Below are 26,199 nucleotides of genomic sequence, written 5' to 3'. Positions count from 1 at the left end.
GCCCCCACCGGCTCGGTCTACGCCGCCCAGCCCTGGCTCGCCCTGCTCAGCGAGGCCCAGCGCGCCCCCGTCACCCCGCCCCCGACCGTGCTCCACGCCTGGCGGGCGGCCGTGGGCCGGGCCCCGGACCACCCGGCCCTGGCCTACTTCGACGGCCGGCTCAGCTACCGCGAGACCGACGAGCTGTCCGACTCGGTGGCCGGGCACCTCGCCGCCCGGGGGCTGCGCCGCGGCGACCGGGTCGCGATCATGCTCCAGAACAGCCCGCACTTCGTCCTCGCGCTGCTGGGCGCCTGGAAGGCGGGGGCCACCGTCGTACCGCTCAACCCGATGTACAAGGGGGGCGAGGTCGGCCACGTCCTCGCGGACGCCGGGGTCACCGCGCTGATCTGCTCGGACCGGGCGTGGGAGACGTATCTCCGGGACACCGCGGCGGCCGCCCCCGACGTCCGTATCGCGCTGACCGCCTGTGAGCTGGACTTCCAGAGCGTGAACGACCAACGCGTCCTCGGCTTCGAACGGCTCCCGGCCCCCGGCCCCGACGACCTCGCGGACGATCTGCTGGCCGCCGCCCGCGCCGGGAACCCGGCCCCGGCGGACCGCGGTCTCACCGCCGAGGACGTGGCGCTGATCAGCTACACCTCCGGCACCAGCGGCACCCCCAAGGGCGCGATGAACGCCCACGGCAACATCATGGTCAACGCCGAACGCCAGCGCACCGGCCATCCGATCGCCGAGGGTTCCGTCTACTTCGCGCTCGCCCCGCTCTTCCACATCACCGGCATGGTCTGCCAGCTCTCCGCCTGCATCGCCAACGCGGGCACCCTCGTCCTGGCCTACCGCTTCGACGCGGGCGTCGTCCTGGAGGCCTTCGCCGCTCACCGCCCCGCCTACACCGTCGGCCCGTCCACCGCCTTCATGGCGCTTGCCGCGCACCCGGACGTCACCCCGGACCACTTCGCCTCGTTCCGGGTGATCTCCTCCGGCGGCGCGCCCCTGCCGCCCGCGCTGGTGGAGAAGTTCCGCACGGGCTTCGGCCCGTACATCCGCAACGGTTACGGGCTCACCGAGTGCACCGCACCCTGCGCCTCGGTCCCGCCCGAGCGGGAGGCCCCCGTCGACCCGGTCTCCGGCACGCTCTCCGTCGGCGTCCCCGGGCCCGACACCGTCGTCCGGATCCTCGACGAGGAGGGGCGGGAGGTGCCCTTCGGGGAGCAGGGTGAGATCGCGGTGCGCGGCCCCCAGGTCGTCTCCGGCTACTGGAACCTCCCCGAGGCCACCGCCGCCGCCTTCCCGGACGGCGAGCTGCGCACCGGTGACATCGGGTTCATGGACGCGGCCGGGTGGCTGTACGTCGTCGACCGCAAGAAGGACATGATCAACGCTTCCGGGTTCAAGGTGTGGCCCCGCGAGGTGGAGGATGTCCTCTACGCCCACCCGGCGGTGCGGGAGGCGGCCGTGGTCGGCGTCCCCGACGCCTACCGGGGGGAGACCGTCCGGGCGTACGTGAGTCTGCGCCCGGGGGCCTCGGTGGAACCCGGTGAGCTGGGTGCGTACTGCAAGGAACGGCTCGCCGCGTACAAGTATCCGCGCGAGGTGGAGGTCCTGACCGAGTTGCCGAAGACGGCGAGTGGGAAGATCCTCAGGCGGGAACTGCGCTACCCCCGTTAGAACAGCGTCGAAACAGCACATGCACAGTACGAAAGGAAGGTGGCGGCTCATGGCCAAGGCGACGGACCAGAACGGCACTCCCGTCCCCCAGAGGCTGCTGGCCGCCGCCACCCGGCTCTTCGCCGAGCGCGGGTACGACCGCACCTCGGTCCAGGAGATCGTCGAGGCGGCGGGCGTCACCAAGGGGGCGCTCTACCACTACTTCGGCTCCAAGGAGGACCTGCTCCAGGAGGTCTACGCCCGGGTGCTGCGGCTCCAGCAGGAGCGCCTGGACGCCTTCGCGGACGCCGAGGCCCCCGTCGAGCAACGGCTGCGCGACGCGGCGGCCGACGTGGTGGTCACGACCATCGACAACCTGGACGACGCCGCGATCTTCTTCCGCTCCATGCACCACCTGAGCCCCGAGAAGAACAAGCAGGTACGCGTCGAGCGCCGCCGCTACCACGAGCGCTTCCGGGCGCTGATCGAGGAGGGGCAGAACAGCGGCGTGTTCTCCTCCGCCACCCCCGCCGACCTGGTCGTCGACTACCACTTCGGTTCGGTCCACCACCTCTCCACCTGGTACCGCCCGGACGGCCCGCTCACCCGCCAGGAGGTCGCCGACCACCTCGCGGACCTGCTGCTGCGGGCCCTGCGCCCGTAGGGCTCGAGTCACGGAGTGATCCAGTGGCCCGCCCCGCCGGGCGGGGCGAATCTGGATGTATGAGGTATGTCCGGCCTCCACCGGGGGCGCCAGCGTTCGCGGGGAGAGATCCGTTCGTTAATAGAACGGACCTGTCCGGTTTCCGCTCTTGACGGAGCACTGTCATTTCCTTGAGCATCGGTCACGCATTGCGCACCTCTGGGCCGCTTGTCCAGGCCCATGCTCCAGGACCCGGCCGGATCACCGCGCGGCCGGGGACCCCCCGCACGTTCCGTCAGTCCCCAACGGAATCCGGAGCCCGTGAATGAGACCGAACCGTTCCACCCTGCGCAGATCCCCGGCGGCCGTCGCCGCCGTAGCCCTCGCGGCACTTCTCGCGACCGCCGCGCCCGGCGCGCAGGCCGCCGGAGCGCCGACACCGGAGGCGGCCGCCGCGGCAGCCCCCGACATCCCCGTGGCCAACGTCAAGGCCCATCTCTCGCAGTTCTCGACGATCGCCGCGAACAACGGCGGCAACCGCGCCCACGGCCGCCCCGGCTACAAGGCGTCCGTCGACTATGTGAAGGCCAAGCTGGACGCGGCCGGATACACCACCACGCTCCAGCAGTTCACCTCCAACGGCGCCACCGGCTACAACCTGATAGCCGACTGGCCCGGCGGCGACCCGAACAAGGTTCTGATGGCCGGGGCCCACCTCGACTCGGTCTCCTCCGGCGCCGGCATCAACGACAACGGCTCCGGCTCGGCCGCCGTGCTGGAGACCGCGCTCGCCGTCTCCCGCGCCGGGTGCCAGCCCGACAAGCATCTGCGGTTCGCCTGGTGGGGCGCGGAGGAGCTGGGCCTGATCGGCTCGAAGTACTACGTCAACAACCTGCCGTCCGCCGAGCGTTCCAAGCTCTCCGGCTACCTCAACTTCGACATGATCGGCTCGCCCAACGCCGGTTACTTCGTCTACGACGACGACCCGGTCATCGAGAAGACCTTCAAGGACTACTTCGCGGGTCTGAACGTCCCCACCGAGATCGAGACCGAGGGCGACGGCCGCTCCGACCACGCCCCGTTCAAGAACGTCGGCGTCCCCGTCGGCGGGCTCTTCACCGGCGCGGGCTACACGAAGTCCGCGGCCCAGGCGCAGAAGTGGGGCGGAACGGCGGGCCAGGCGTTCGACCGCTGCTACCACTCCTCGTGCGACAACCTGAGCAACATCAACGACACGGCCCTGGACCGCAACAGCGACGCCGCCGCCCACGCGATCTGGACCCTGTCCTCCGGCACCGGTGAACCGCCCACCGGCGAGGGCGTGTTCAGCAACACCACCGACGTGGCGATCCCGGACGCCGGAGCGGCGGTGACCTCCTCGGTCGCGGTCACCGGACGAACGGGCAACGCCCCGGCCGCACTTCAGGTCGGCGTCGACATCAAGCACACCTACCGCGGCGACCTCGTGGTGGACCTGCTCGCCCCGGACGGCAGCGCGTACCGGCTGAAGAACTCCAGCAGCGGCGACTCGGCCGACAACGTCATCACGACGTACACGGTCAATGCCTCCAGCGAGGTGGCCAACGGCTCCTGGAAGCTCCGCGTCCAGGACGTGGCCCGCCAGGACACGGGCTACATCGACAGCTGGAAGCTCACCTTCTGAGTCCTGTCGTACGAGTACGCGTACGCGTAAGGGGGCGGCCCCCTCCCGACGAGCACCTCGGGAGGGGGCCGCACCGCGTGCCTCACACGTACTTCTTGATCTCCCGCCGGGCCAGCGACCGCTGGTGCACCTCGTCGGGACCGTCCGCCAGCCGCAGCGTGCGCGCCGAGGCCCACAGCTCGGCCAGCGGGAAGTCCTGGCTCACCCCGCCCGCGCCGTACAGCTGCACCGCGGAGTCCAGGATGTCCACCACCGCGCGCGGGGTGGCGATCTTGATGGCCTGGATCTCGGTGTGCGCGCCCTTGTTGCCCACGGTGTCCATCAGCCAGGCCGTCTTCAGCACCAGCAGGCGCAGCTGCTCCACCGTCACCCGGGCGTCCGCGATCCAGTTCTGCACGACGCCCTGTGCGGCCAGCGGCTTGCCGAACGCCGTACGCGCCACCGCCCGCCGGCACATCAGCTCGATGGCCCGCTCCGCCATCCCGATCAGCCGCATGCAGTGGTGGATCCGGCCCGGACCCAGCCGCGCCTGCGCGATGGCGAATCCGCCGCCCTCCTCGCCGATCAGGTTCGCCGCGGGCACCCGTACGTCGTGGAAGACCACCTCGGCGTGGCCGCCGTGCGAGTGGTCCTCGTACCCGTACACCTGCATCGCGCGCCGCACCTCGACGCCCGGGGTGTCGCGGGGGACCAGGATCATCGACTGCTGGCGGCGGATGTCCTCGCCGTCCGGGTCGGTCTTGCCCATCACGATGAAGACCGCGCAGTCCGGGTTCATCGCCCCGGAGATGTACCACTTCCGCCCATTGATGACATAGTCATCGCCGTCCCGGATCATCCGCGTCTCGATGTTCGTCGCGTCCGACGACGCCACGTCCGGCTCCGTCATCGCGAACGCGGAGCGGATCTCCCCGGCGAGCAGCGGCTCCAGCCACTGCTTCTTCTGCGCCTCGGTGGCGAACTGGAACAGCACCTCCATGTTCCCGGTGTCCGGGGCGGCGCAGTTCGTCGCGGTCGGCGCGAGGTGCGGGGAGCGTCCGGTGATCTCCGCGAGCGGCGCGTACTGGAGGTTCGTCAGCCCGGCCCCGTACTCGGCGTCGGGCAGGAAGAGGTTCCACAGGCCCTGCCGCTTGGCCTCGGCCTTCAGCTCCCCGACGACCGCCGGGGTGTCCCACGGCGAGGCGAGCCGCGTCCGCTGCTCCTCGGCGACCTGCTCGGCCGGATACACGTGCTCGTCCATGAACGCGAGCAGGCGGGAACGCAGCTCCTCGGTACGGGCGTCGAATGCGAAGTCCATGGGGGTTCAGCCTTCCTGGAGGGTGGTGAGGCCGTGCGCGATGAAGACGGGGACCAGCTCGCCGATCCGGTCGAAGCCCGCGCCGACGGTCTGGCCGAGGGTGTAGCGGTAGTGGATGCCCTCCAGGATCACGGCGAGCTTGAACCAGGCGAACGCGGTGTACCAGGAGATGGCGGAGGTGTCCCGGCCGGAGCGGGCCGCGTAGCGCTCGATCAGCTCGGCGGGGGACGGGTGCCCGGCCGCCCCGCTGGTCGTGGAGACGGGCGACTTCGGCAGACCGAGGTCGGAGCTGTACATCACGAGCAGCCCGAGGTCGGTCAGCGGGTCGCCGAGGGTGGACATCTCCCAGTCGAGGACGGCCTTGATCCGGTCGTCGGAGCCGATCAGGACGTTGTCCAGGCGGTAGTCGCCGTGGACGACGGTGGGCGCGGGGGAGGAGGGCAGGGCACGGCCGAGCGCGGCGTGCAGCTCGTCGATGCCCGCCAGGTCACGGTTGCGGGAGGCGTCCAACTGCTTGCCCCAGCGCCGCAACTGCCGGTCCAGGAACCCCTCGGGCCGCCCGAAGTCCCCGAGCCCGACCGCCTCCGGGTCCACGGCGTGCAGGTCGACCAGGGTGTCGACGAGCCCGAGGACCGCCGCCCGGGTGCGCTCGGGGCCCAGCGGGGCGAGCTGCTCGGCGGTGCGGTACGGAGTGCCCTCGACGTACTCCATCACGTAGAACGGCGCGCCGAGCACCGAGTCGTCCTCGCAGAGCAGCAGCGGCTCCGGCACGGGGACGGCGGTCGGGTGCAGGCCGCTGATCACGCGGTACTCGCGCGTCATGTCGTGCGCGGTGGCCAGCACATGGCCGAGCGGCGGCCTGCGCACCACCCACTGTCCTCTCCCGTCGCCGACGACGTACGTCAGGTTCGAGCGGCCGCCCTCGATCAGCCGCGCTTCGAGGGGTCCGCTCACCAGCCCCGGTCGCTCGCGGTCGAGATGGCCGCGCAGCAGTTCCGGGTCGAGACCTGGTGGGGGGACTGAGCTCATGGTGCGTACCTCCGGGCGACTGCGGACTGGTCGGTACCATGATGCCGACCAGTCGGTATGTCGTCCAGTGCCCTTCGGGATCTGCCACCCCGGAAGTCGCCCGCACTCTGGTGATGAAACGCATCCTTGAATACAGTTCATGTATGAATACAGCCCTGGTGATCGAAGACGTCCGGCTCACCCCGATCCTGGTGTCCGATCCGCCCCTGCTGAACACGCAGGGCGTCCACCAGCCGTACACCCCGCGCCTCATCGTGGAGGTCGTCACCCGGGACGGAACCACCGGCGTGGGGGAGACCTACGGCGACGGCGCCTATCTGGAGCCCGCACGCTCGCTCGCCGAGGCGCTCCCCGGCAGGGCTGTCACCGACGTGAACGGGCTGTTCGCCCTGGCCGACGAGGTGTGCGACGCATCGCACGCCGCCGACGACCGGGTCGACGCCGGAGGGCTGCGCGGGGTCAGGAGCGCCGGGAAGATCCGGCTCTCGGTCGTCTCCGCCTTCGAGGTCGCCTGCCTGGACGCCCTCGGCAAGGCGCAGGGCCTGCCCGTGCACGCGCTGCTGGGCGGCAAAGTCCGCGACAGCGTCGAGTACAGCGCGTACCTCTTCTACCGCTGGGCCGCCCACCCTGCCTCCGGCGAACGCGACGACTGGGGCGCGGCGCTCGACCCGGCCGGCGTGGTCGCCCAGGCCCGGCGCTTCGCCGACACCCACGGCTTCGACTCCTTCAAGCTCAAGGGCGGCGTCTTCGAGCCCGACCGGGAGATCGCCGCGATCCGCGCCCTGGCCGAGGCGTTCCCCGGCCGCCCGCTGCGCCTGGACCCGAACGGCGCCTGGTCCGTCCCCACCTCGCTGTACGTCGCCGACCAACTGAAGGACGTCCTCGAATACCTGGAGGACCCCACCAGCGGCACGGACGGTATGGCCGCCGTCGCCGCCTCCACCGACGTCCCGCTCGCCACCAACATGTGCGTCACCACCCTGGCCGAGATCCCCGAGGCGTTCGCCCGCGACGCCGTCCGCATCGTCCTGAGCGACCACCACTACTGGGGCGGACTGCACCGCACCCGGGAACTGGCGGGCATCTGCCGCACGTTCGGTGTCGGACTCTCCATGCACTCCAACACCCACCTCGGCATCAGCCTCGCCGCGATGACCCACGTCGCCGCCACCGTGCCGGACCTCGCGTACGCCTGCGACAGCCACTACCCCTGGCAGACCGAGGACGTCATCACCGAGCGCCACACCTTCACCGGTGGCCGGCTGACGGTCTCCGACGCCCCCGGCCTCGGCGTCGAACTGGACCGCGACCGCCTCGCCGCCCTGCACCGCCGCTGGCTCAAGGACGACGGGACCCACCGCGAACGCGACGACGCGGCGGCGATGCGCGTCGCCGACCCGGACTGGACGACGCCGGCGGTCCCGCGCTGGTGAGGGCGGGGCCCACGGCCGTACCGCCTGAGTTGCGGCGACCCTGACCTGCGCGGAAGGTCGAGGGATGAAGGCGATCAGCTACAACGCGTACGGCTCCGCCGACGTCATGGAGTACGGCGAGCGGCCCGACCCCAAGGTCGGCCCCGACAGCGTCCTGGTGAAGGTGCGGGCGGCAGCAGTGAACCCGGTCGACTGGAAGGCCCGCGAGGGCTACCTCCAAGGCGCCCTCGACGCCGTCTTCCCGGTGATCCCGGGCTGGGACGTCTCCGGGGTCGTCGTGCAACCGGGCGTCGCCGTCGACGAGTTCGCGGTGGGCGACGAGGTCATCGGCTACGTACGCGAAGACTTCCTCTCACGCGGTACGTTCGCCGAGTACGTCGCCGCCCCCGTGCGCACCCTCGCCCGCAAGCCCCTGAGCCTGAGCTTCGAGGAGTCGGCGGGTCTGCCGCTGGCCGGGCTGACCGCGTACCAGGTGCTGCACCGCACCCTGAAGATCCGCGAGGGCGACACGGTCCTGATCCACGCGGCGGCCGGGGGCGTCGGATCGCTCGCCGTCCAGATCGCCCGGCACACCGGCTGCCGGGTCGTCGGCACCGCGAGCCCCCGCAACCACGAACACCTGCGCAGCCTGGGCGCGGAGCCCGTGGAGTACGGCGAGGGCCTCGTCGAACGGCTGCGGGAACTGGCCCCCGAGGGCTTCGACGCCTCCTTCGACACGGTGGGCGGCGACGCCCTGAAAGCCTCCGCCGAGACCCTCGCCCCGGGCGGCCGGCTCGCCTCCATCGCGGACCACGAGGTCTTCTCCTACGGCGGCCGCTACGCCTTCGTGCGCCCCGACGCTGCGGACCTGGCCCAGGTAGCGGAGCTGGCTGAGCGGGGGATCGTCACCGTGCACGTGGACCGGGTGTTCCCGCTGGAGGAGGCCGCCGAGGCGTACCGGCTGAACCAGGAGGGGCGGACGCGCGGCAAGATCGTGGTCACGGTGGACTGGGACGCATAGGCGCGCTGCTCGGCCGGTTTCAGAACAGCATCGCCGCCGCGAACACCGCCAGCGCCACCGTGCACAGAGCCGCCGTCAGCGCCCCGCGCGGCGCGAACCGCTCGGGCCGCGCCACTCCCAGCACGCTCACCCTGCGGTGGGCGACCATCAGGAACCCCAGCCAGGTCAGCGCGCTCAGCGCCACCGCGACCAGCGCCGCCGGAGTCGCCCCGCTGTGCAGAGCCTGCCGCCCCGCGAGCAGCGCGACCACCGTGGCGGTCAGCGTCGTCCGCCGCCAGGCCAGCCGCGTCCGCTCCGGCTGCAGCCCCGGATCCCGGTCCGCCGTCGCCGTCACACGCCCTCCCAGCCGAAGAGGACCACCACCACCATCGCCACGGCGACGACGGCGACCACCAGACTCAGCAGGGTCGGAAACCGGGACACCGGCAGGTCCTCGCCCCGCCGCATCGCCCGCTCGCACCGCACCCAGTGGTTGACCGCCCGCAGCGCGCAGAGCACCCCGGCGGCCAGCAGCCCGAGCGCGAGCCCGGCCCGGACGCCCCACACCAGCTCCGGCAGGAACTGATCGACGGCGAAACCCCCGCCGATCAGGGCCAGAGCCGTCCGGATCCAGGCGAGGAAGGTCCGCTCGTTGGCCAGCGAGAACCGGTAGTCGGGGGTGTCCCCCTCCTCCCGGATCCGCTGCGGCGCGAACCACAGCCGTACTCCCTGCGCGATCTTTTTCACACGGGAAACCCTAGGCCGTGCGCGCGGCACGGGCCCGATCAGCCCGCCCGAAGCTCCCGCAGCCGCCGGTACGCCTCAAGTCCGTCGGGCACCCAGGGCCACTCGTCGAGCCGCCGCTCCAGCTCGGCGTCGTCCAGGAACGCGTGCCAGGCGACCTCCTCCACCTGCGGGGAGACCGGCAGCTCGCACCGCACCTGGTAGACGGCCGACCACCAGGTGTGCTCCCCATCGGCGTAGAGGAACCGGAACAGCGGTTCGGGCTGCGGAAGCCCCGAAACGCCCAGCTCCTCCTCCGCCTCGCGCAGTGCCGCCTCCTCGTACGACTCGCCCGCACCGACGACCCCGCCGACGAACATGTCGTAGTGCGAGGGGAAGACCAGCTTCGTGGCCGTACGCCGGTGGACGAAGGTCCGGCCCTCCGCGTCCCGCGCCTCGATGAACACACAGCGGTGCCGCAGGCCCCGCGCGGTCGCCTCGCCGCGGGGGGCCTGCCCGATGACCTCGTCGTTCTCGTCGACGATGTCCAGAATCTCGTCAGAGGGCGTCATGCGTTTCATCCAACAGCACCCGGACGGTTGACGTGGCAGCGGCCGGTATCCAAGATCTGACGCACGGGTAACTTGTCTCCCGCCCCGCCCTCCCCGACAGGATGGAACCCATGGCGTACGACGCTGATGTGATCGTGATCGGGGCGGGACTCGCCGGGCTCGTGGCCACCGCCGAACTGGTCGACGCCGGCCGTTCCGTGATCCTCCTCGACCAGGAGCCCGAGCAGTCCATCGGCGGCCAGGCGCACTGGTCCTTCGGCGGGCTCTTCTTCGTGGACTCGCCCGAACAGCGCCGGATGCGGATCAAGGACAGCCGGGAACTGGCCCTCCAGGACTGGTTCGGCACGGCGGGTTTCGACCGCGAGGAGGAGGACCGCTGGCCGCGCAAATGGGCCGAGGCGTACGTCGACTTCGCCGCCGGTGAGAAGCGTTCCTGGCTGCACCAGCAGGGGCTGCGGATCTTCCCGGTCGTCGGCTGGGCCGAACGCGGCGGGTACGACGCGACCGGCCACGGCAACTCCGTGCCCCGCTTCCACATCACCTGGGGCACAGGACCCGGCGTCGTCGCCCCCTTCGAGCGCCGCGTCCGCGAGGGCGTCGCCAAGGGGCTCGTCCAGCTGCGGTTCCGCCACCGGGTCACCGGCCTCGCCCGCACGGCCGGGGCGCTCGACACGGTCACCGGCGAGATCCTGGAGCCCAGCGCCGCCGAACGCGGCACCGCGAGCAGCCGGGAGACCACCGACACCTTCGAACTGAAGGCCCAGGCGGTGATCGTCACCTCCGGCGGCATCGGCGGCAACCACGACCTGGTCCGCGCCCAGTGGCCCGAGCGGCTCGGCACCCCGCCCGAGAAGATGCTCTCCGGCGTCCCCGCCCACGTCGACGGATTGATGCTGGGCATCGCCGAGAAGGCGGGCGCGCACCACATCAACCGCGACCGGATGTGGCACTACACCGAGGGCATCGAGAACTGGAACCCGATCTGGTCCCGGCACGGCATCCGGATCCTGCCCGGCCCCTCGTCCCTCTGGCTGGACGCGCGCGGCAAGCGGCTGCCGGTCCCGCTCTTCCCCGGTTTCGACACGCTCGGCACCCTCGAACACATCATGGGCTCGGGCCACGGGTACACCTGGTTCGTGCTCAACCAGCGGATCATCGGCAAGGAGTTCGCGCTCTCCGGCTCCGAGCAGAACCCGGACCTGACCGGCAAGTCCGTCCGCGACGTGATCGGCCGGGCCCGCGCGGACGTGCCCGCACCGGTGAAGGCGTTCATGGACAACGGCGCGGACTTCGTCGTGGAGAAGGATCTCGACGCCCTCGTCCGGGGCATGAACGCGGTGACGGGCGACGGCCTGATCGACGCGGCCGAGCTGCGCCGCGAGATCACCGCCCGGGACCGCGAGATCGCCAACCCGTTCACCAAGGACCTCCAGGTCACCGCGATCCACGGGGCCCGCGCCTACCTGGGCGACCGCCTCATCCGCACGGCGAAGCCGCACCGGATCCTGGACCCGGCGGCGGGCCCGCTGATCGCCGTCCGCCTCAACATCCTCACCCGCAAGTCTTTGGGCGGCCTGGAGACGGACCTGTCCTCCCGCGTCCTGACCGCCGAGGGCACCCCGCTCCCCGGCCTGTACGCGGCGGGCGAGGCGGCGGGCTTCGGCGGCGGCGGAGTCCACGGCTACCGATCCCTGGAGGGCACGTTCCTGGGCGGCTGCATCTTCTCGGGCAGGGCAGCGGGCAGGGCAGCGGCAGAAGCGGTCGCCTCGTAGCTCCGGCGCGCCGAGCCCTTCCTGAGCGCCGCGGACCGGGCCCGCATGTCAAGCCCCTCCGGCGATTGAGGAGCGATGTCCGGGGCGGAGCCCCGGCGTTCACCCCAAGCGCTCCACCACCCGAAACCGCTCCGCGACGATCATCGTCCCGTCGTCCACCGTGAACGACGAATCCCCCAACGCCTCCCGCATCTCCTCGCTGTGCCAGAACCGCTCGTGCCCCGCCCGCCACTCCGCCACCGACGTGTACCCCTCACCCTCGTCCAGCGCGTGCTGCAGATCGACGGCCCCCAGCGGCAGCACCCGTACCTCGGTCACCTCCACCACCGCCACCTCCCGGCCGTCCGAGTCGATCAGCGCGGAGCGTTCGCCCACCGGAGGCAACTCCTCCTGCTCCAGCTCGTACTCGCACAGCAAACCGGTGGTGGACACCTTCTCGCCGGACAGGACCGCCGCCACCAACCGGTCGCGCAACGGCCCGGGAAAGGCGAGAAGGAAGGGGGCGAGGGGTTCACGAGGCTCCATGCACGCAGTGTGTCAGGCGTCCCCCCCGCCCCGCCCGACCCACCCGCACGCTGCGCCGATACGGCCGACGGCCGATCAGATCCGGCCAACTGGCCAAGACACCGAAGCAGTTGCCGCAAGGGGCCCCTTGACGTGGGGCATGGCCTGCCGCTTTGCTGTGCGCGATCATCTGCTCGCACACCGCATCGAAAGAAGCCCGCGGCATGCCCCCGCCCCCGCCGCCCCTGGGTCGCTCCCGTCGTCGGGGCAGCCGCTCGGACCACGTCTTCGACCCGGCCCTCGACGACGACGAACTCATCGCCGCACGCGGACAGTTCGTCCAGGGCAGATGGTCCGATGCGCGCACCCTGCTGGTGGCCACCGGACGGGACTGGGACCGCCGCGGACATCGCGTACTCGCTCTCGCCGAGACCTCGTCCGCCGAGGACTGGGCCGGTGACTGGCTGCTCGTCGAACCCGAGAGCGCCGACGCCGCCGTCCTCCTCGCCTGCGCCCGGGTCGTTCGCGCTCTGCGGCCCAAGGCCAGGGCGAACGACGCCGCCCGCGCCCGGGAAGCCTGCCTGGCCGCCGCCCGCCTCACCCCCGACGACCCCACCCCGTGGCTCGCGCTGCTCCTCCTGGACCGGGGCCGCGACGACGGCGCGGACGAGACCGGCAGGCTCTTCGAGGAGGTGCGCTCCCGCCACCCCGACCACCACCACGCCCACCATGTGATGACCGCGCTGCTGGCCGAGAGCAACCCCGCCAGCGGCCACGACCCGCTCCACGAGGTGTACGACTTCGCCGCCTGGGCCGCCGAGCTGGCCCCCGCGGACTCCCCGCTGGCCGTGCTCCCGGTCGTCGCCCACGCCGAGCGCTACCGCGTCCTGGTCGCCGCCGGCGTCGAGCCCGAGGACCCGGCGCGCTCCGAGCACTGGTCCGGCCGCCGGGCCCGCCAGGTGATGAAGGCCGCCTTCGACTGGTGGCTGGAGTGGGAGCGCGACGACCACCCGCGCCACCGCCTGGACCTGAACTTCCTGGCCCACGCCAAGGTCTGCGAGGGCCGGCCCGCCGAGGCCGCCGCCCTCTTCCACCGCATCGGCTCCTACGCCACCCCGGCCCCCTGGTCGTACTCCGGCCGGGAACCCCATGGGGCGTTCACCACCGCACGCGCCTACGCGCTCGGCACCCCGTGAAGCACGAAACACAGCACGGAACGCAGCACGAAGGGCACCACCCCACCACCAGGAACCACGAGAAAGGGACCCATCCCGCCATGTCGACCGGCAGTTCATTTTCCAGCGAGACCGGCACCACCAGGGGGACGGCCGATACCGGCGGGATCAACACCTACAAGGGCGAGGAACGCGCCCTGCGCGCCGACCGGCTCGGCACCCCCGGCCTCCTGCTCTCGGTGGTCGCGGCCAGCGCCCCGCTGATGGTGGTCGCCGGAGTGATGCCCACGGTCTTCGGCGTGATGGGCATCGTCGGCCAGCCGCTGCTCTACATCATCCTGGGCATCGTCCTGATGCTGTTCAGCGTCGGTTACGCGGAGATGAGCCGGCACGTCCACAACGCCGGGGCGTTCTACGCGTACATCGCCCGGGGGCTCGGCCCTACCGCCGGCGCCGGGGCGTCGCTCGTGGCACTGGTGGCGTACAGCGCCATGCAGGTCGGCATCTACGGCATCCTCGGCTTCGAGGTCTCCGGCATCTTCGCCACCTACCTCGACATCGAGCCGGCGTGGTGGATACCGGCCCTGGTCTCGGCGGCCGTCGTCGGCGTCCTCGGCTGGCTGAAGATCGACCTCAACGCCAAGGTCCTCGGTGTCCTCCTGGTCATCGAGTGCGCCCTCGTCGTGATCTTCGACATCGCCGCCGTGAGCAAGCCGGGCCCCGAGGGCCTGTCGCTGCACGCCTTCAACCCCGAGACCCTCGCCGGCGCCGGGCTCGGCACCGCGCTCTGCTTCTGCATCGCCGCCTTCGTCGGCTTCGAGCAGGCCCCCGTGTACGCGGAGGAGACCAGTCGTCCGCAGATCGTGGTCTCCCGCGTGATGTTCCTCGCGGTCGGCTACGCCGCGCTGTTCCTGGCCATCAGCTCCTGGGCCCTGACCGTCGCCGCCGGACCCGGCTCCATCGCCGACACCTCCCTCAAGGAGGGCCCCGGCATGCTGTTCGGCCTCACCGAGGAGCGGCTGGGCTCGACGTTCACCGACGTGCTGCACATCCTCTTCGTCACCGGGATGTTCGCGGCGCTCCTCAGCTTCCACAACGTCGTCGCCCGCTACGCGTTCGCGATGGGCCGTGAGGGTCTGCTGCCCGCAAGTTTCGGCCGCACCAACCGGGCAAGCGGCGCTCCCGGCACCGGTTCGCTGCTCCAGTCCGCCGTCTCCGTCGTGATCATCGCGGCGTTCGCGTTCACCGACGACAACCCGGTCGGCGACCCCACTGCCCCTGTCCTGCGGCTCTTCACCTGGATGGGCAACGTCGGCGCGCTCGGCGTCATCCTGCTGATGGCCGCCGCCTCCTTCGCCGTCATCGCCTTCTTCGTCAAGCGCGGCGCGGGCCGTGCGCAGGCCCCGCGCCTGGTCGCCTCCGCCCTCGCCGGACTCGCCCTCCTGGCGATCGCCGTCTTCACCGTCCGCGACTTCGACGTCCTCGTCGGCTCCGGCCCCGGCTCGGCCCTCAACTGGCTGCTGCCCGGCGTGATCATCCTCGCCCTCGCCGGCGGCCTGGTGTACGGGGCGGTGCTGCGCAAGGCCAAGCCCGAGGTGCACGCCCGGATCGGCCTCGGCAACGAGGCGTTCCAGCTGGAGAAGGCGGCCGAGAGCGAGGCGTCCCGCCGCTGACGCACCTCCGTACGCGCGACGTACGCACGCGAACGCCCGCCCCGGTTGCGTACCCCGGGGCGGGCGTCCGTCATTCATGGCCGTTTGGACGGAACCCGGCTCCAGCAGCAGCGCTGCCTGCGAGGTCGACATGTCGGCGGCCAGCGGGGCGACCAGACCGGCGGCCGAGATGGTGGCGACCGTGGCCGAGCCGGTGGCGAGGCGGATCGCGACGGCGATCAGCCAGCCCAGCAGCAGGGCGGGGATCGACCAGTTCTCGGAGAAGTCCAGGATCATCTGGCCCACCCCGGCGTCGATCAGCGTCTGCTTGAAGCCGCCGCCCGCGCCGACGATGAGCAGGATCCCGGCGATCGGGGCGAGGGACTTCTCCACGGTGCCGGCGATCCGGTCCTTGGTGAATCCGGCGGCCCGGCCGAGCGTGAACATCCCGACCAGGACGGCCGCGAGCAGCGCGATCAGCGGCGAACCGAGGACCATGGTGACCTTCTGGAGGCCGTTCTCCGGGTTGTCGACGACGATCTCGACGAGCGCGTTCAGCAGCATCAGGACGACCGGGAGCAGGATCGTCGCCAGGGTGGCGCCGAAGCTCGGACGGCGGTCCAGCTCCTCCGAGGGCCGCTGCGGGATCATGTTCTCCGGCGGCTTGATGTCCACCCAGCGCGCGGCGTAACGGGAGAAGACCGGACCGGCGATGATCACCGTCGGGATGGCGACCAGCACACCGAGCGCCAGCGTCACACCGAGGTTGGCGTCCAGGGCGTCGATCGCGACCAGCGGGCCGGGGTGCGGCGGGATCAGCCCGTGCATCACCGAGAGCCCGGCGAGCGCGGGGATGCCGATCCGCATCAGGGAGTAGTTGCCGCGCTTGGCGACGAGCAGCACGACCGGGATCATCAGCACGATCCCGACCTCGAAGAACAGCGGCAGCCCGATGATCGAGGCGATGAGGACCATCGCCCAGGGCATCGCCCGGCCGCCGGCCTTCGCCAGGATGGTGTCGACGACCTGGTCGGCCCCGCCGGAGTCGGCGAGCAGCTTGCCGAGGATCGCGCCGAGCGCGATCAGGACGCCCACGCCCGAGACGGTGGAGCCGAGGCCCGCGGTGAAGCTGAGAATCGTGTCGCCCGGGGCGGCTCCGGCGAAGGAGCCGAGCGCCAGCGAACCGATGGTCAGCGCCAGGAACGCGTGCATCTTGAGCTTGGTGATGAGGAGAACGATGACGGCGATACCCGCCAGGACGGCGATACCCAACTGAGCGTTGCCTGCCGAGGTGATCGGTTCGGCGGCGTCCGCTGCCAGCATCTCGACGCTGAGACTGGTCACGGTGATGGTCCTTAACTGTCGAGCCGGCGCAGCGCGGCGACGGCTCGCTGGGTGATTTCCTCGGGGGTTCCGGACACGTCGACACTCACCCCGGCCTCGTCGGCCTGGAGCGGCTGCAGTGTCGCGAACTGCGAGTCGAGCAGCGCGGTGGGCATGAAGTGGCCCTTGCGGTCCGCCATCCGCTCCTCGATCAGCGCCCGGTCACCGGTCAGATGCAGGAAGAGGGCGTCCGGCGCCCCGTCCCGCAGCCGGTCCCGGTAGACCCGCTTGAGCGCGGAGCTGGAGACGACCCCGCCGAGCCCCGCCCGCCCGTGCGCCCACTCGCCGATGGCGTCCAGCCAGGGCCGGCGGTCGTCGTCGTTCAGCGGGGTGCCGGCCGACATCTTGGCGATGTTCGCCGGGGGATGGAAATCGTCGCCCTCGGCGTACGGAACGCCGAGTTCGGCGGCGAGCAGGGGACCGATCGTGGTCTTGCCGGTTCCTGCTACGCCCATCACCACGACGACGTGCGGGGTGCTGCGGGGTGCGGTGTTCATAGGGGTGTCTCGCTGTCTTCTTCGACATCGGTCCGTCGCGCTACTGAAACCTATTAGGTACGACTTATTCAAGACCCTGTGACGTAAACGTCGTACTTATTATTCCCGTGGCTTGCCCCGTAGGCTTGACCCATGACCACACAGAGCCAGGGGCTGCATACACATGTGCTGGACACCCTGGGTCTGGAGATCTCCTCCGGCCAGTGCCCGCCCGGCAGCGTGCTGCGCACCGACGAGCTCGCCCAGCGCTTCGACGTCTCCCGTACGGTGATCCGCGAAGTCATCCGGGTCCTGGAATCGATGCACCTGGTCGAGTCCCGCCGCCGCGTCGGCGTGACGGTCCGCCCCACCGAGACCTGGAACGTGTACGACCCCCAGGTCATCCGCTGGCGCCTGGCCGGCGCCGACCGCCCCCGCCAGCTGCGCTCCCTCACCGTGCTGCGCTCCGCCATCGAGCCGGTCGCGGCGGGCCTCGCCGCCCGCAACGCCACCGCCGAACAGTGCGCCGAGCTCACCGAACGCGCCCTCGGCATGGTCGCCACCTCGCGCGGCCAGCAGCTGGAGGGCTACCTCGAACACGACATCGCCTTCCACCGCATCGTCCTCAACGCCTCCGGCAACGAGATGTTCGCCCGCCTCGGGGACGTCGTCGCCGAGGTCCTCGCGGGCCGCACCCAGACCCGGAGGCCGCCGAGCGGATCACCAAGGAGATCGCGGTCGGCGCCCTGCACGAACTGGACGTCCTCGCCCCGTAGAGGGGTCCCCGAGGCGTACGGTGGTCCGCGTTCGATCTTCGCGAAGCGCGGGAGCAGGGAGAGCACGGTTATGGCACAGCAGGTGCAAGCGGTCATCGCACCGGGCAAGAACGAGCCGGTCAGGGTCGAGACGATCGTGATCCCGGACCCCGGCCCCGGCGAGGCCGTCGTGAAGATCCAGGCGTGCGGGGTCTGCCACACCGACCTGCACTACAAGCAGGGCGGCATCAACGACGAGTTCCCCTTCCTCCTCGGCCACGAGGCCGCCGGTGTCGTGGAGTCGGTCGGCGAAGGCGTCACGGACGTCGCCCCCGGCGACTTCGTCATCCTCAACTGGCGTGCGGTGTGCGGCCAGTGCCGCGCCTGTCTGCGCGGCCGCCCCTGGTACTGCTTCGACACCCACAACGCCCAGCAGAAGATGGCGCTGCTCGACGGCACGGAGCTGTCGCCCGCCCTCGGCATCGGCGCGTTCGCCGAGAAGACCCTCGTCGCCTCCGGCCAGTGCACCAAGGTCGACCCCGAGGTCGCCCCCGAGGTCGCCGGACTCCTCGGCTGCGGCGTCATGGCGGGCATCGGCGCCGCCATCAACACCGGCCAGGTCGGCCGCGGCGACTCCGTCGCCGTCATCGGCTGCGGCGGCGTCGGCGACGCGGCCATCGCCGGATCCCGGCTGGCCGGCGCGGCGAAGATCATCGCGGTCGACATCGACGACCGCAAGCTGGAGACGGCGAAGAAGATGGGCGCCACCCACACCGTCAACTCCCGCACCGCAACGGCGCCGACGTCGTCATCGAGGCCGTCGGCCGCCCGGAGACCTACGAACAGGCCTTCTACGCCCGTGACCTCGCCGGAACGGTCGTCCTCGTCGGCGTCCCCACCCCCGACATGAAGCTCGAACTGCCGCTCCTGGACGTCTTCGGCCGCGGCGGCTCCCTCAAGTCCTCCTGGTACGGCGACTGCCTGCCCTCCCGTGACTTCCCGATGCTCGTCGACCTCCACCAGCAGGGCCGCCTCGACCTCGCCGCCTTCGTCACCGAGACCATCGGACTCGGCGACATCGAGCAGGCCTTCGCCCGCATGCACGACGGTGACGTCCTCCGCTCGGTGGTGGTCTTCTGATGACCGCCCGCATCGACCACCTGGTCATCGACGCCGCCCACGACGCCGCCGCCATCGAGGCCGCGCTCGGCGGCCGTACGCTGCGCGCCATCGTCTGCACCCACGCGCACAACGACCACATCGACGCCGCTCCCGCCCTCGCGGCGGCCACCGGTGCCCCGATCCTGCTCCACCCGGACGACCTGCCGCTCTGGCTGCAGACCCACCCGGAGCACACCCCCGACGGCGCCCTCACCGACGGTCAGGAACTCACCGTGGCGGGCACCACGCTCACGGTCCTGCACACCCCGGGCCACGCCCCCGGCGCGGTCTGCCTGTACGCACCCGAGCTGGGAACCGTCTTCACCGGCGACACCCTCTTCCAGGGCGGCCCCGGCGCCACCGGCCGGTCCTTCTCGTCGTTCCCCACGATCATCGACTCGATCCGGGACCGGCTGCTCACGCTCCCGGGCGACACCAAGGTCCGCACCGGCCACGGCGACCCCACCACCATCGGCGCGGAGGCCCCGCAGCTCGACGAGTGGATCAAGCGCGGCCACTGAGCGCGTACGTCACCCCTCCGGCCAGGCGGAGAGCCGCAGCCCGCTCGTGAAGCGACGCGGCTCCCCGCCGACCGGATCGGTGAACTCCAGCACCCGCGCCAGCAACTGCAAGGGCCGTTCCCCGTCCTCCACCGCTCCCTCCGGCACCACCACCGGATACAGCGGATCGTGGACGATCGGCAGCCCCAAGGCGTTCATATGGACCCGCAGCTGATGCGTCCGCCCCGTCGCCGGCAGGAGTCGGTACCGCCCGATCCCGCCCCGGTGCTCCACCAGCTCCACCCGGCTCTCACTGTTCGCCTCGCCCGGTTCCTCCCGGGCGGCGAGCACCCCGCGCTCCTTCACGATCCGGCTGCGTACGGTCCGGGGGAGCGCCACCGAGGGGTCGTACGGGGCCAGCGCCTCGTACTCCTTCCGCACCAACCGGTCCCGGAACAGCGTCTGATACGCACCCCGGTCCTCCGGCCGCACCACGAACAGCACCAGCCCCGCCGTCAGCCGGTCCAGCCGGTGCGCGGGCTGGAGGGCGGGCAGCTCCAGCTCCCGCCGCAGCCGAGCCACCGCGGTCTCGGTGATGTGCCGCCCCCGGGGCATCGTCGCCAGGAAGTGCGGCTTGTCCGCGACCACGATCCGCTCGTCCCGGTACACCACCCCGACCGGGAAGGGCACCGGCTCCTCGGGCGCGAAGTCCCGGTGGAACCAGAGATACCGCCCGGCGGCGTACGGCTCCGAGCCCCGCACGGCGACCCCGTCGGCCCCCACGAACCGCCCGGCGTCCAGCATCCCGGCCACCCGGTCCGTCCCGATCGCCCCGCCGAAACGGCCGACCAGATGCTCCCCGATGGTGGCCCACAACCCTTCGGGATCCTCCGGAAGCCGCACCCGTACGGCATCGATTCCGTCCCGCTGGGGAAGAGGGGCGGCGGGCGGCCTTCTGCGACCCCGCATCCTCGCCCCTCTCCGTGATCGCCCGGTGACGCAAAAGAGCCCCACCGAAGTGAGGCTCCTGCTGGTGTCCGAGGGGGGACTTGAACCCCCACGCCCGATAAAGGGCACTAGCACCTCAAGCTAGCGCGTCTGCCATTCCGCCACCCGGACAAGGTGTCTGTCTCGCGGGCCGTGCCCGTTCCGACGTGGAAAACCATAGCAAACATTCGAGGGTGCTCGATCACGCCCCGATGGCTGTGAACGGTGCGTGACGGGGGGTGTGCGGCCTTGGGCGTACGCCGTGGGCGCGGGAGGATGGGAAGGAGCACCACAGCGACAGTGGAGGGAACCAGCGTGAGTGAGAGCAGCACGGGCAAGGCCGGCACCGGCAGGGCCGAGCAGGAGGTCGTCGACCTCTGTCGTGACCTGATCCGGATCGACACCAGCAACTACGGAGACCACTCGGGTCCCGGCGAGCGGCTTGCCGCCGAGTACGTCGCGGAGAAGCTCGCGGAGGTCGGCCTGGAGCCGCAGATCTTCGAGTCGCACAAGGGCCGCGCCTCCACCGTCGCCCGGATCGAGGGCGAGGACCCCTCCCGTCCGGCGCTCCTCATCCACGGGCACACCGACGTCGTCCCGGCCAACGCGGCGGACTGGACGCACGACCCGTTCTCCGGGGAGATCGCGGACGGCTGCGTCTGGGGCCGGGGCGCGGTCGACATGAAGGACATGGACGCGATGACCCTCGCGGTCGTACGGGAGCGGATGCGCAGCGGCCGCAAGCCCCCGCGCGACATCGTGCTCGCCTTCCTCGCGGACGAGGAGGCGGGCGGCACGTACGGGGCCCGCTATCTCGTGGACAACCACCCGGGCCTCTTCGAGGGCGTCACCGAGGCGATCAGCGAGGTCGGCGGCTTCTCCTTCACCGTCAACGAGAACCTGCGGCTGTATCTGGTGGAGACGGCCCAGAAGGGCATGCACTGGATGAAGCTGACCGTGGACGGCACCGCCGGACACGGCTCGATGATCCACAAGGACAACGCCATCACCGAGCTGTCCGAGGCGGTCGGGCGGCTGGGCCGGCACAAGTTCCCGGTGCGGGTCACCAAGACGCTGCGGCACTTCCTGGACGAGCTCTCCGACGCGCTCGGTACCGAGCTGGACCCGGAGAACATGGACGAGACGCTCGCCAAGCTCGGCGGCATCGCCAAGCTCATCGGCGCCTCGCTCCAGAACACCGCCAACCCCACCCAGCTCGGCGCCGGCTACAAGGTCAACGTCATCCCGGGCCAGGCGACCGCCCATGTCGACGGCCGGTACCTGCCGGGGTACGAGGAGGAGTTCCTCGCCGACCTGGACCGGATCCTCGGCCCCAACGTCCGGCGCGAGGACGTGCACGCGGACAAGGCCCTGGAGACCACGTTCGACGGGGCCCTGGTCGACGCGATGCAGACCGCGCTGGTCGCCGAGGACCCGATCGCCCGGGCCGTGCCGTACATGCTGTCGGCCGGCACCGACGCCAAGTCCTTCGACGACCTGGGCATCCGCGGCTTCGGCTTCGCCCCGCTGAAGCTGCCGCCGGAGCTGGACTTCGCCGGGATGTTCCACGGCGTCGACGAGCGGGTCCCGGTCGACGGGCTTCAGTTCGGCGTGCGGGTGCTCGACCGGTTCATCGACCACTCCTGACCGGTCCATGACCGATTCGCCGCCGATTCGGCCACCTGTGCGGACATGTCCGAACGGGTGAAACGAGCCGTTCACACGTAGCCCCGCGAATTCCTCCTCGTTACAAGGTTTGCGGTCCGCGGCTGGGACCGCATTTTCCAACTAGGAGGAATCATGATCAAGAAGGTCGTCGCAGTTGCGGCTGCCACCGGTGGCCTCGTTCTCGCGGGTGCGGGCATGGCTTCCGCCGACGCGGGCGCCCAGGGTGCGGCCATCGGCAGCCCCGGCGTGCTCTCCGGCAACGTCGTCCAGGTTCCGGTCCACGTGCCGGTCAACGTGTGCGGCAACACGGTCTCCGTGATCGGTCTGCTGAACCCCGCCTTCGGCAACACCTGCGTCAACGCCTGATCGTTGAACGTCAACCCGTAAGGGTTTGAGCTCGACCGGTCCCGGAGTGCACTCCATGCACTCCGGGACCGTTCGGCATTCGGCTCCCGCACGGTCATGTCCGGGGGTTTTTCGGAAGCCAGAAGGCAGGAAACGAACCTATGCGACAGGTCACTCGTAAAGGCCTGATCACCATGGCGGCTGCGGGCGGAGTGCTCGCGCTGAGCGGTGGATACGCCCACGCCGACTCCGGAGCGGCGAGCACCGCCTCCGGCTCGCCGGGCGTGCTGTCCGGCAACTCGGTCCAGGTCCCGATCGACATCCCGGTCAACGTCTGCGGAAATTCCGTCAGCGTCGGCGGACTGCTCAACCCCGCCAGTGGGAACGACTGCGGAAACGGATCAGCAGGATCCGACCGGTCCGCGCAGTCCGACCGATCCGCGTCCGACCGCTCCGGCGGCGCCCAGGACCGCTCGGTCCCCGGCGGCTCCGGGAACGGCGCCCAGGCCGGCGACACCACGGCCTCGGACCGCACCTCCGAGCCCGGCACGGGCCGCCACCGGGCTCCGGACGGCGGCGCCACCGCCGAAGGGACCGCCCAGGGCTCGCCCGGCATCCTCTCAGGCAACTCGGTACAGGCGCCGATCGACATCCCCGTGAACCTCTGCGGGAACAGCGTCACCATCGGCGGACTGCTGAACCCCGTCTTCGGCAACAGCTGCTCCAACGACGCCGAGGTTCCGCCCCCGCCGCCCGAGCAGCCGGAGAAGCCCCCGGTCACGCCCGAGAAGCCGGTCGACCCGCCGGTCAGCCAGCCGCCCGAGCCGAACGCCCCCGAGACCCGGAACGTTCCCCGCGAGCAGCTCGCACAGACCGGTGGTGACGGGCTCGAACTGCTCATCCCGGCCAGCGCCGGACTGCTGTTCGCCGGCGCCGGATCGGTGCTCTACCGCCGCTCGCGCAGCGCTGCCTGATCCGGGCGCGTACAGCACGGCACACCGCACGAAAGAGAGCGGGCCCCGCCACCGCGGGGCCCGCTCCATGTCACCAGGTCGCCCGCAGCTGACGGATGATCCGTCGGCGCAGCCGCACTCTGCGGCTGCCGTCCCTGCGGAGCGTCAGGCGGTCCAGCTCCCAGTGTCCGTACTCGGCGTGGTCGGTCAGGAGTCGGGCCGCATCCTTGCGGGAGACCCCGCGCGGCACGTACACGTCGATGAATTCGTATTCCGGCATCGCATCTATTGTGCGGGCAGAGCCCCGCTACGGATAGCGTCTGCACTATGTCTGATGCTGCGCAGCCCACCGCTGCCGAGGTACGTGCCGCCGCCGAAGCGGTCAAAGCCGCGATCGACCGTCACCTCGACGCGGTCGAACGCCGTACCGGGGACGACGACGCCGCCGTCTACGACGCGTTCAACGCCCTGGCCGCTGCCGCCGAGGTCTACGACGAACTCCTCTACGACCGCTACGACGAAGTCACCCCCTTCGAGATCCCCGGTGCGGACGACTCCCTGCCGCCCTACGCCGGTCCCGCGGAGCCCAGCGCGCTCAGTGTCCTGATCCGCCGCGACTACGTGGTCGCCGAGCCCGAGCGCCTCCTCGCCCAGGCCCAGCGCCTCGCCGACGTCGACGCTGGGCCGGGCGCCGAGGACACGACCCCGGTGGTCGGCACCAGCGTCCACGCCGCGCTCGGCGTCCTCTTCGGCGAGTACGAACCGGACGAGATCGCCTCCCGGCACAAGGAGTTCGGCCTGGAGGAGGGCGACTCCACCCTCTGGGTCTCGGCCGGGGAAGCGGCACCGGAACCGGGGGAGTGGCTCGGCGCCCCCTTCGAGGACGCCGATCCCGAACTGGTGGTCTGCCGCTTCGACGTCAGCGCGGTCTTCGACGAGGAGGACGAGTCGGACGAGGACTTCGCCGGACCGGCGGTGGGCGGCGCCTGACCGGAGCCTGTTCCCGCCCCGCCCCGCACCGGACGTGACAGTGGGCCCCGGCGCGCATCGCGCCGGGGCCCACCGCTGTCCGCGCCGTGCCGCTCAGGAAGCCGCGTCGGGCGTCGGGAGCGCCTCCAGCAGCGGGCGCAGCCGGGTCGTCCGCTCCTGGGCCGGGACCTGCGCCACCGCGTGGGAGAGCGCCTGGTCCACCCCGTGCACCACGGACAGATGCCGCTCGCCCCGGCCGAACGCGGTGTAGACCCAGGGTCGGCTCAGCCCCTGCGCCGCGTCGCCCGGCAGCACGACCACCGCGGCGGGCCAGCGCATCCCGGCCGCCTGGTGGGCGCTGAGGGCCCAGCCGTGCCGCACCGACGGCTCCACCCGCTCCTGCGGTACGACGACGGGGACGCCCCCGCAGTCAAGGTGCAGCCCCTCGGCGTCGGCGAAGCGCACCACCCCGGGCACGGCCCGGCCGGGTGCGGGCACGTGGACCACCCGGTCGCCCGGGTCGAAACCGCCGAATCGGCCGGGGCCCGGGTTGAGCCGCTGCTTCAGCGCCTCGTTGAGCACCCTGGTCCCGGCGGCCCCGCCATGGCCCACCGTGATCACCTGGGTCTCGTCGGCAGGGATGGAGAAGGCCCGGGGCACCGAGTCGGCGACCAGCTGCACGGTGCGGTGGACGGCCTCGCCCGCGTCCCGGACGGGGACGATCACCACCTCCTTGCCCGGGGTGTCGACCTGGTTCAGCTCGCCGATGCCGATGCCGGAGACCAGCTCGCCGATCGGGCCGGGGTCCGGGGTGCGGGAGACGACCTGCGGGCAGGTGCGGGCGGCCAGCACATCGGCGAACACCCGCCCGGCGCCCGCAGAGCCCAGCACGCCCGGGTCACCGCTCAGCACCAGCCGGGCGCCGTCGGCCAGCGCCTCGACCAGGACCGCCGCGCCCTCCACGTCCAGCTGCGGGGCGTCCAGCACGACCAGCAGGTCCAGGGCGAGCGCCCCGTCCTCGTCCCGGCCGGGGCCCTGTGCGCCGGAGAGCAGGCCGACCAGCGTGACCGCCGTGTCCGGCTCGCCGACGGCCTCGGCGAGCCGCCGCCGCCCGTCCTCGCTGTGAGCCGCGCCGAAGGCCCGCAGCCCCAGACCCCGTGCCGCGGCGATCAGCGCGGCGGGCTCGGCCCGCGCCGCCTCACCGCCGCTGTGCGTGACCAGTCCGGCGGCGGCGGTCGTACGGATCAGCTCGGCGGCCGACGGGCTCGGGGCGGCGGCAGCGGCCTCCGCCCAGTCGGCGGCCTTCTCGCAGGTGTTGACCAGCCGGGCCAGACCGTCGGCGAGACTCTCCTCGGCCAGGGCGTAGCGGTCGAGACCCAGCAGGATCCGGACCGGCTCCCGGGGCGTATCGGCGTCCGGCGCGAGGTCGCCCTCATCCGTCCCGTCCGCGTCCGCCTCGGTCTCGTCCGGCTCCTCGTCCCCGCCCTCCTGGAACAGCAGGGCGACACCTTCCTCGACGGCCTCGCGGACCGCCGCGCCCGGGTCGCTCACCGCACGCTCGGCGAGCGCCGCCCGGACGGCCTCGGCGTCCAGGGCCGTGTGGCCCTGGAGGGCGGCGCGCTCCAGCACCCAGCCGACCAGGGCGGCCGTCCGGCGGCCGTCGTCCGGGCCGCAGTCGGCGCCCAGCAGGGCCCGGGCGAAGCCGTCGGCCTGCTCCGGCCGCACACCGGGCACGGCCAGCAGCTGCCAGGGGTCGGTGCGCAGCAGCTCGGCCGCCGGCTCGCCCAGCGCGCCGACGGCCGGGCTGGCCAGTGCTTCGGGGGCACCGCCCTCCACGAGCACCGCGCGCACCGCGTCCAGGGCCTCCGGAGAGGCGGCCTGCGGGGCGGGGGCGGCCTGGGGTGCGGGGG

Annotated in this window: 22 protein-coding genes, 1 tRNA gene and 4 pseudogenes; 15 read left to right on the top strand and 12 right to left on the bottom strand. The window is 71.7% G+C overall.

Going from position 1 to position 26,199, the window contains the following annotated elements; translation table 11 throughout:
- From D3105_RS27115 to D3105_RS27105, 3 genes are all read left to right on the top strand, one after another.
- The coding region (locus D3105_RS27115; protein WP_240647034.1) for an AMP-binding protein at window positions 1-1,671 on the top strand (1,671 nt) is incomplete at its 5' end.
- 49 nt (window positions 1,672-1,720) lie between these two features.
- A complete protein-coding gene (locus tag D3105_RS27110; protein ID WP_118905621.1) occupies window positions 1,721-2,314 on the top strand; it encodes a TetR/AcrR family transcriptional regulator in 594 nt (197 codons plus the stop codon).
- Window positions 2,315-2,618: 304 nt separating this feature from the next.
- On the top strand, window positions 2,619-3,956 hold the full coding sequence (locus D3105_RS27105) for a M28 family metallopeptidase (RefSeq protein ID WP_118905620.1): 1,338 nt from the start codon (window positions 2,619-2,621) through the stop codon (window positions 3,954-3,956).
- Window positions 3,957-4,038: 82 nt separating this feature from the next.
- Here D3105_RS27105 and D3105_RS27100 read toward each other — a convergent pair whose 3' ends face one another.
- Window positions 4,039-5,253, bottom strand: coding sequence for an acyl-CoA dehydrogenase family protein (locus D3105_RS27100; protein ID WP_118905619.1), 1,215 nt, complete (start codon window positions 5,251-5,253; stop codon window positions 4,039-4,041).
- Window positions 5,254-5,259: 6 nt separating this feature from the next.
- Entirely contained in the window at window positions 5,260-6,282 is a 1,023-nt protein-coding gene (locus tag D3105_RS27095) for a phosphotransferase family protein (RefSeq protein ID WP_118905618.1), read from the bottom strand.
- Window positions 6,283-6,425: 143 nt separating this feature from the next.
- Between D3105_RS27095 and D3105_RS27090 the strand changes: the two genes are divergently transcribed.
- On the top strand, window positions 6,426-7,715 hold the full coding sequence (locus tag D3105_RS27090; protein ID WP_118905617.1) for a glucarate dehydratase family protein: 1,290 nt from the start codon (window positions 6,426-6,428) through the stop codon (window positions 7,713-7,715).
- Window positions 7,716-7,779: 64 nt separating this feature from the next.
- The gene (locus D3105_RS27085; RefSeq protein WP_118905616.1) at window positions 7,780-8,715 is read left to right on the top strand and encodes an NADP-dependent oxidoreductase; all 936 of its coding nucleotides are present in this window, start codon (window positions 7,780-7,782) and stop codon (window positions 8,713-8,715) included.
- Window positions 8,716-8,734: 19 nt separating this feature from the next.
- Here D3105_RS27085 and D3105_RS27080 read toward each other — a convergent pair whose 3' ends face one another.
- The 3 genes from D3105_RS27080 to D3105_RS27070 are packed head-to-tail and all read right to left on the bottom strand — an operon-like array spanning window position 8,735 to window position 9,989.
- Entirely contained in the window at window positions 8,735-9,049 is a 315-nt protein-coding gene (locus tag D3105_RS27080) for a DUF202 domain-containing protein (protein WP_118905615.1), read from the bottom strand.
- Window positions 9,046-9,441: a YidH family protein gene (locus tag D3105_RS27075; RefSeq protein WP_118905614.1), complete on the bottom strand. Its 396-nt coding sequence runs from the start codon at window positions 9,439-9,441 to the stop codon at window positions 9,046-9,048. Before D3105_RS27075 ends, D3105_RS27080 begins: the two co-directional genes overlap by 4 nt.
- Window positions 9,442-9,479: 38 nt before the next feature.
- A complete protein-coding gene (locus D3105_RS27070; protein WP_118905613.1) occupies window positions 9,480-9,989 on the bottom strand; it encodes an NUDIX domain-containing protein in 510 nt (169 codons plus the stop codon).
- 110 nt (window positions 9,990-10,099) lie between these two features.
- Between D3105_RS27070 and D3105_RS27065 the strand changes: the two genes are divergently transcribed.
- Window positions 10,100-11,761: an FAD-binding dehydrogenase gene (locus D3105_RS27065; protein WP_118905612.1), complete on the top strand. Its 1,662-nt coding sequence runs from the start codon at window positions 10,100-10,102 to the stop codon at window positions 11,759-11,761.
- A gap of 99 nt (window positions 11,762-11,860) precedes the next feature.
- On the opposite strand, the gene D3105_RS27060 is transcribed toward D3105_RS27065, so the two are convergent.
- Window positions 11,861-12,286, bottom strand: a complete 426-nt coding sequence (locus D3105_RS27060; RefSeq protein WP_118905611.1) for an ASCH domain-containing protein — start codon at window positions 12,284-12,286, stop codon at window positions 11,861-11,863.
- 203 nt (window positions 12,287-12,489) lie between these two features.
- Between D3105_RS27060 and D3105_RS27055 the strand changes: the two genes are divergently transcribed.
- Both D3105_RS27055 and D3105_RS27050 read left to right on the top strand, forming a co-directional pair.
- Window positions 12,490-13,461 (top strand): hypothetical protein, encoded by a 972-nt coding sequence (locus D3105_RS27055; RefSeq protein WP_118905610.1) that lies wholly within the window; start codon window positions 12,490-12,492, stop codon window positions 13,459-13,461.
- A gap of 80 nt (window positions 13,462-13,541) precedes the next feature.
- Entirely contained in the window at window positions 13,542-15,113 is a 1,572-nt protein-coding gene (locus D3105_RS27050) for an APC family permease (protein ID WP_118905609.1), read from the top strand.
- 102 nt (window positions 15,114-15,215) lie between these two features.
- Here D3105_RS27050 and D3105_RS27045 read toward each other — a convergent pair.
- Both D3105_RS27045 and D3105_RS27040 read right to left on the bottom strand, forming a co-directional pair.
- Window positions 15,216-16,436: pseudogene (locus D3105_RS27045) on the bottom strand (GntP family permease); the annotation flags it as partial.
- An 11-nt stretch (window positions 16,437-16,447) separates the two neighbouring features.
- The gene (locus D3105_RS27040; RefSeq protein WP_118905608.1) at window positions 16,448-16,972 is read right to left on the bottom strand and encodes a gluconokinase; all 525 of its coding nucleotides are present in this window, start codon (window positions 16,970-16,972) and stop codon (window positions 16,448-16,450) included.
- Between the two features lie 132 nt (window positions 16,973-17,104).
- Between D3105_RS27040 and D3105_RS27035 the strand changes: the two are divergent.
- The 3 pseudogenes from D3105_RS27035 to D3105_RS27025 all read left to right on the top strand — a co-directional run.
- Window positions 17,105-17,727: pseudogene (locus D3105_RS27035) on the top strand (FadR/GntR family transcriptional regulator).
- Between the two features lie 70 nt (window positions 17,728-17,797).
- Window positions 17,798-18,846: pseudogene (locus D3105_RS27030) on the top strand (S-(hydroxymethyl)mycothiol dehydrogenase).
- 20 nt (window positions 18,847-18,866) lie between these two features.
- Window positions 18,867-19,388 (top strand): annotated as a pseudogene (locus D3105_RS27025) (MBL fold metallo-hydrolase); the annotation flags it as partial.
- A gap of 9 nt (window positions 19,389-19,397) precedes the next feature.
- Here the strand turns inward: D3105_RS27025 and D3105_RS27020 are convergent.
- Together D3105_RS27020 and D3105_RS27015 are read right to left on the bottom strand one after the other, a co-directional pair.
- Entirely contained in the window at window positions 19,398-20,336 is a 939-nt protein-coding gene (locus D3105_RS27020) for a pseudouridine synthase (RefSeq protein WP_118905607.1), read from the bottom strand.
- 62 nt (window positions 20,337-20,398) lie between these two features.
- Window positions 20,399-20,486, bottom strand: a tRNA-Leu gene (locus D3105_RS27015).
- Between the two features lie 183 nt (window positions 20,487-20,669).
- Here D3105_RS27015 and D3105_RS27010 point away from each other — a divergent pair.
- The 3 genes from D3105_RS27010 to D3105_RS27000 all read left to right on the top strand — a co-directional run bounded on the left by D3105_RS27010 (window position 20,670) and on the right by D3105_RS27000 (window position 23,341).
- Window positions 20,670-22,001, top strand: a complete 1,332-nt coding sequence (locus D3105_RS27010; protein WP_006123412.1) for a M20/M25/M40 family metallo-hydrolase — start codon at window positions 20,670-20,672, stop codon at window positions 21,999-22,001.
- Window positions 22,002-22,154: 153 nt separating this feature from the next.
- Window positions 22,155-22,388, top strand: a complete 234-nt coding sequence (gene chpH, locus D3105_RS27005; RefSeq protein ID WP_006123411.1) for a chaplin ChpH — start codon at window positions 22,155-22,157, stop codon at window positions 22,386-22,388.
- A gap of 140 nt (window positions 22,389-22,528) precedes the next feature.
- Window positions 22,529-23,341: a chaplin gene (locus D3105_RS27000; RefSeq protein ID WP_118905606.1), complete on the top strand. Its 813-nt coding sequence runs from the start codon at window positions 22,529-22,531 to the stop codon at window positions 23,339-23,341.
- Between the two features lie 70 nt (window positions 23,342-23,411).
- Here D3105_RS27000 and D3105_RS26995 read toward each other — a convergent pair whose 3' ends face one another.
- Entirely contained in the window at window positions 23,412-23,600 is a 189-nt protein-coding gene (locus tag D3105_RS26995) for a DUF5703 family protein (RefSeq protein ID WP_006123409.1), read from the bottom strand.
- Window positions 23,601-23,647: 47 nt separating this feature from the next.
- Between D3105_RS26995 and D3105_RS26990 the strand changes: the two genes are divergently transcribed.
- Entirely contained in the window at window positions 23,648-24,310 is a 663-nt protein-coding gene (locus tag D3105_RS26990; RefSeq protein WP_118905605.1) for a hypothetical protein, read from the top strand.
- A 93-nt stretch (window positions 24,311-24,403) separates the two neighbouring features.
- On the opposite strand, the gene D3105_RS26985 is transcribed toward D3105_RS26990, so the two are convergent.
- On the bottom strand, window positions 24,404-26,199 hold a 1,796-nt coding region (locus D3105_RS26985), incomplete at its 5' end, for a helix-hairpin-helix domain-containing protein (RefSeq protein WP_118905604.1).

The organism is Streptomyces globisporus (assembly GCF_003501885.1).
Lineage (GTDB): Bacteria > Actinomycetota > Actinomycetes > Streptomycetales > Streptomycetaceae > Streptomyces > Streptomyces globisporus_D.
This window is presented reverse-complemented; position numbering and strand designations above follow the sequence as displayed.

Coding starts and splice junctions, on each gene's coding strand:
- D3105_RS27110 (WP_118905621.1), top strand. CDS start 1,721: ATGGCCAAGGCGACGGACCAGAACGGCACTCCCGTCCCCCAGAGGCTG.
- D3105_RS27105 (WP_118905620.1), top strand. CDS start 2,619: ATGAGACCGAACCGTTCCACCCTGCGCAGATCCCCGGCGGCCGTCGCC.
- D3105_RS27100 (WP_118905619.1), bottom strand. CDS start 5,253: ATGGACTTCGCATTCGACGCCCGTACCGAGGAGCTGCGTTCCCGCCTG.
- D3105_RS27095 (WP_118905618.1), bottom strand. CDS start 6,282: ATGAGCTCAGTCCCCCCACCAGGTCTCGACCCGGAACTGCTGCGCGGC.
- D3105_RS27090 (WP_118905617.1), top strand. CDS start 6,426: ATGAATACAGCCCTGGTGATCGAAGACGTCCGGCTCACCCCGATCCTG.
- D3105_RS27085 (WP_118905616.1), top strand. CDS start 7,780: ATGAAGGCGATCAGCTACAACGCGTACGGCTCCGCCGACGTCATGGAG.
- D3105_RS27070 (WP_118905613.1), bottom strand. CDS start 9,989: ATGACGCCCTCTGACGAGATTCTGGACATCGTCGACGAGAACGACGAG.
- D3105_RS27065 (WP_118905612.1), top strand. CDS start 10,100: ATGGCGTACGACGCTGATGTGATCGTGATCGGGGCGGGACTCGCCGGG.
- D3105_RS27060 (WP_118905611.1), bottom strand. CDS start 12,286: ATGGAGCCTCGTGAACCCCTCGCCCCCTTCCTTCTCGCCTTTCCCGGG.
- D3105_RS27055 (WP_118905610.1), top strand. CDS start 12,490: ATGCCCCCGCCCCCGCCGCCCCTGGGTCGCTCCCGTCGTCGGGGCAGC.
- D3105_RS27050 (WP_118905609.1), top strand. CDS start 13,542: ATGTCGACCGGCAGTTCATTTTCCAGCGAGACCGGCACCACCAGGGGG.
- D3105_RS27040 (WP_118905608.1), bottom strand. CDS start 16,972: ATGAACACCGCACCCCGCAGCACCCCGCACGTCGTCGTGGTGATGGGC.
- D3105_RS27020 (WP_118905607.1), bottom strand. CDS start 20,336: ATGCGGGGTCGCAGAAGGCCGCCCGCCGCCCCTCTTCCCCAGCGGGAC.
- chpH (WP_006123411.1), top strand. CDS start 22,155: ATGATCAAGAAGGTCGTCGCAGTTGCGGCTGCCACCGGTGGCCTCGTT.
- D3105_RS27000 (WP_118905606.1), top strand. CDS start 22,529: ATGCGACAGGTCACTCGTAAAGGCCTGATCACCATGGCGGCTGCGGGC.
- D3105_RS26995 (WP_006123409.1), bottom strand. CDS start 23,600: ATGCCGGAATACGAATTCATCGACGTGTACGTGCCGCGCGGGGTCTCC.
- D3105_RS26990 (WP_118905605.1), top strand. CDS start 23,648: ATGTCTGATGCTGCGCAGCCCACCGCTGCCGAGGTACGTGCCGCCGCC.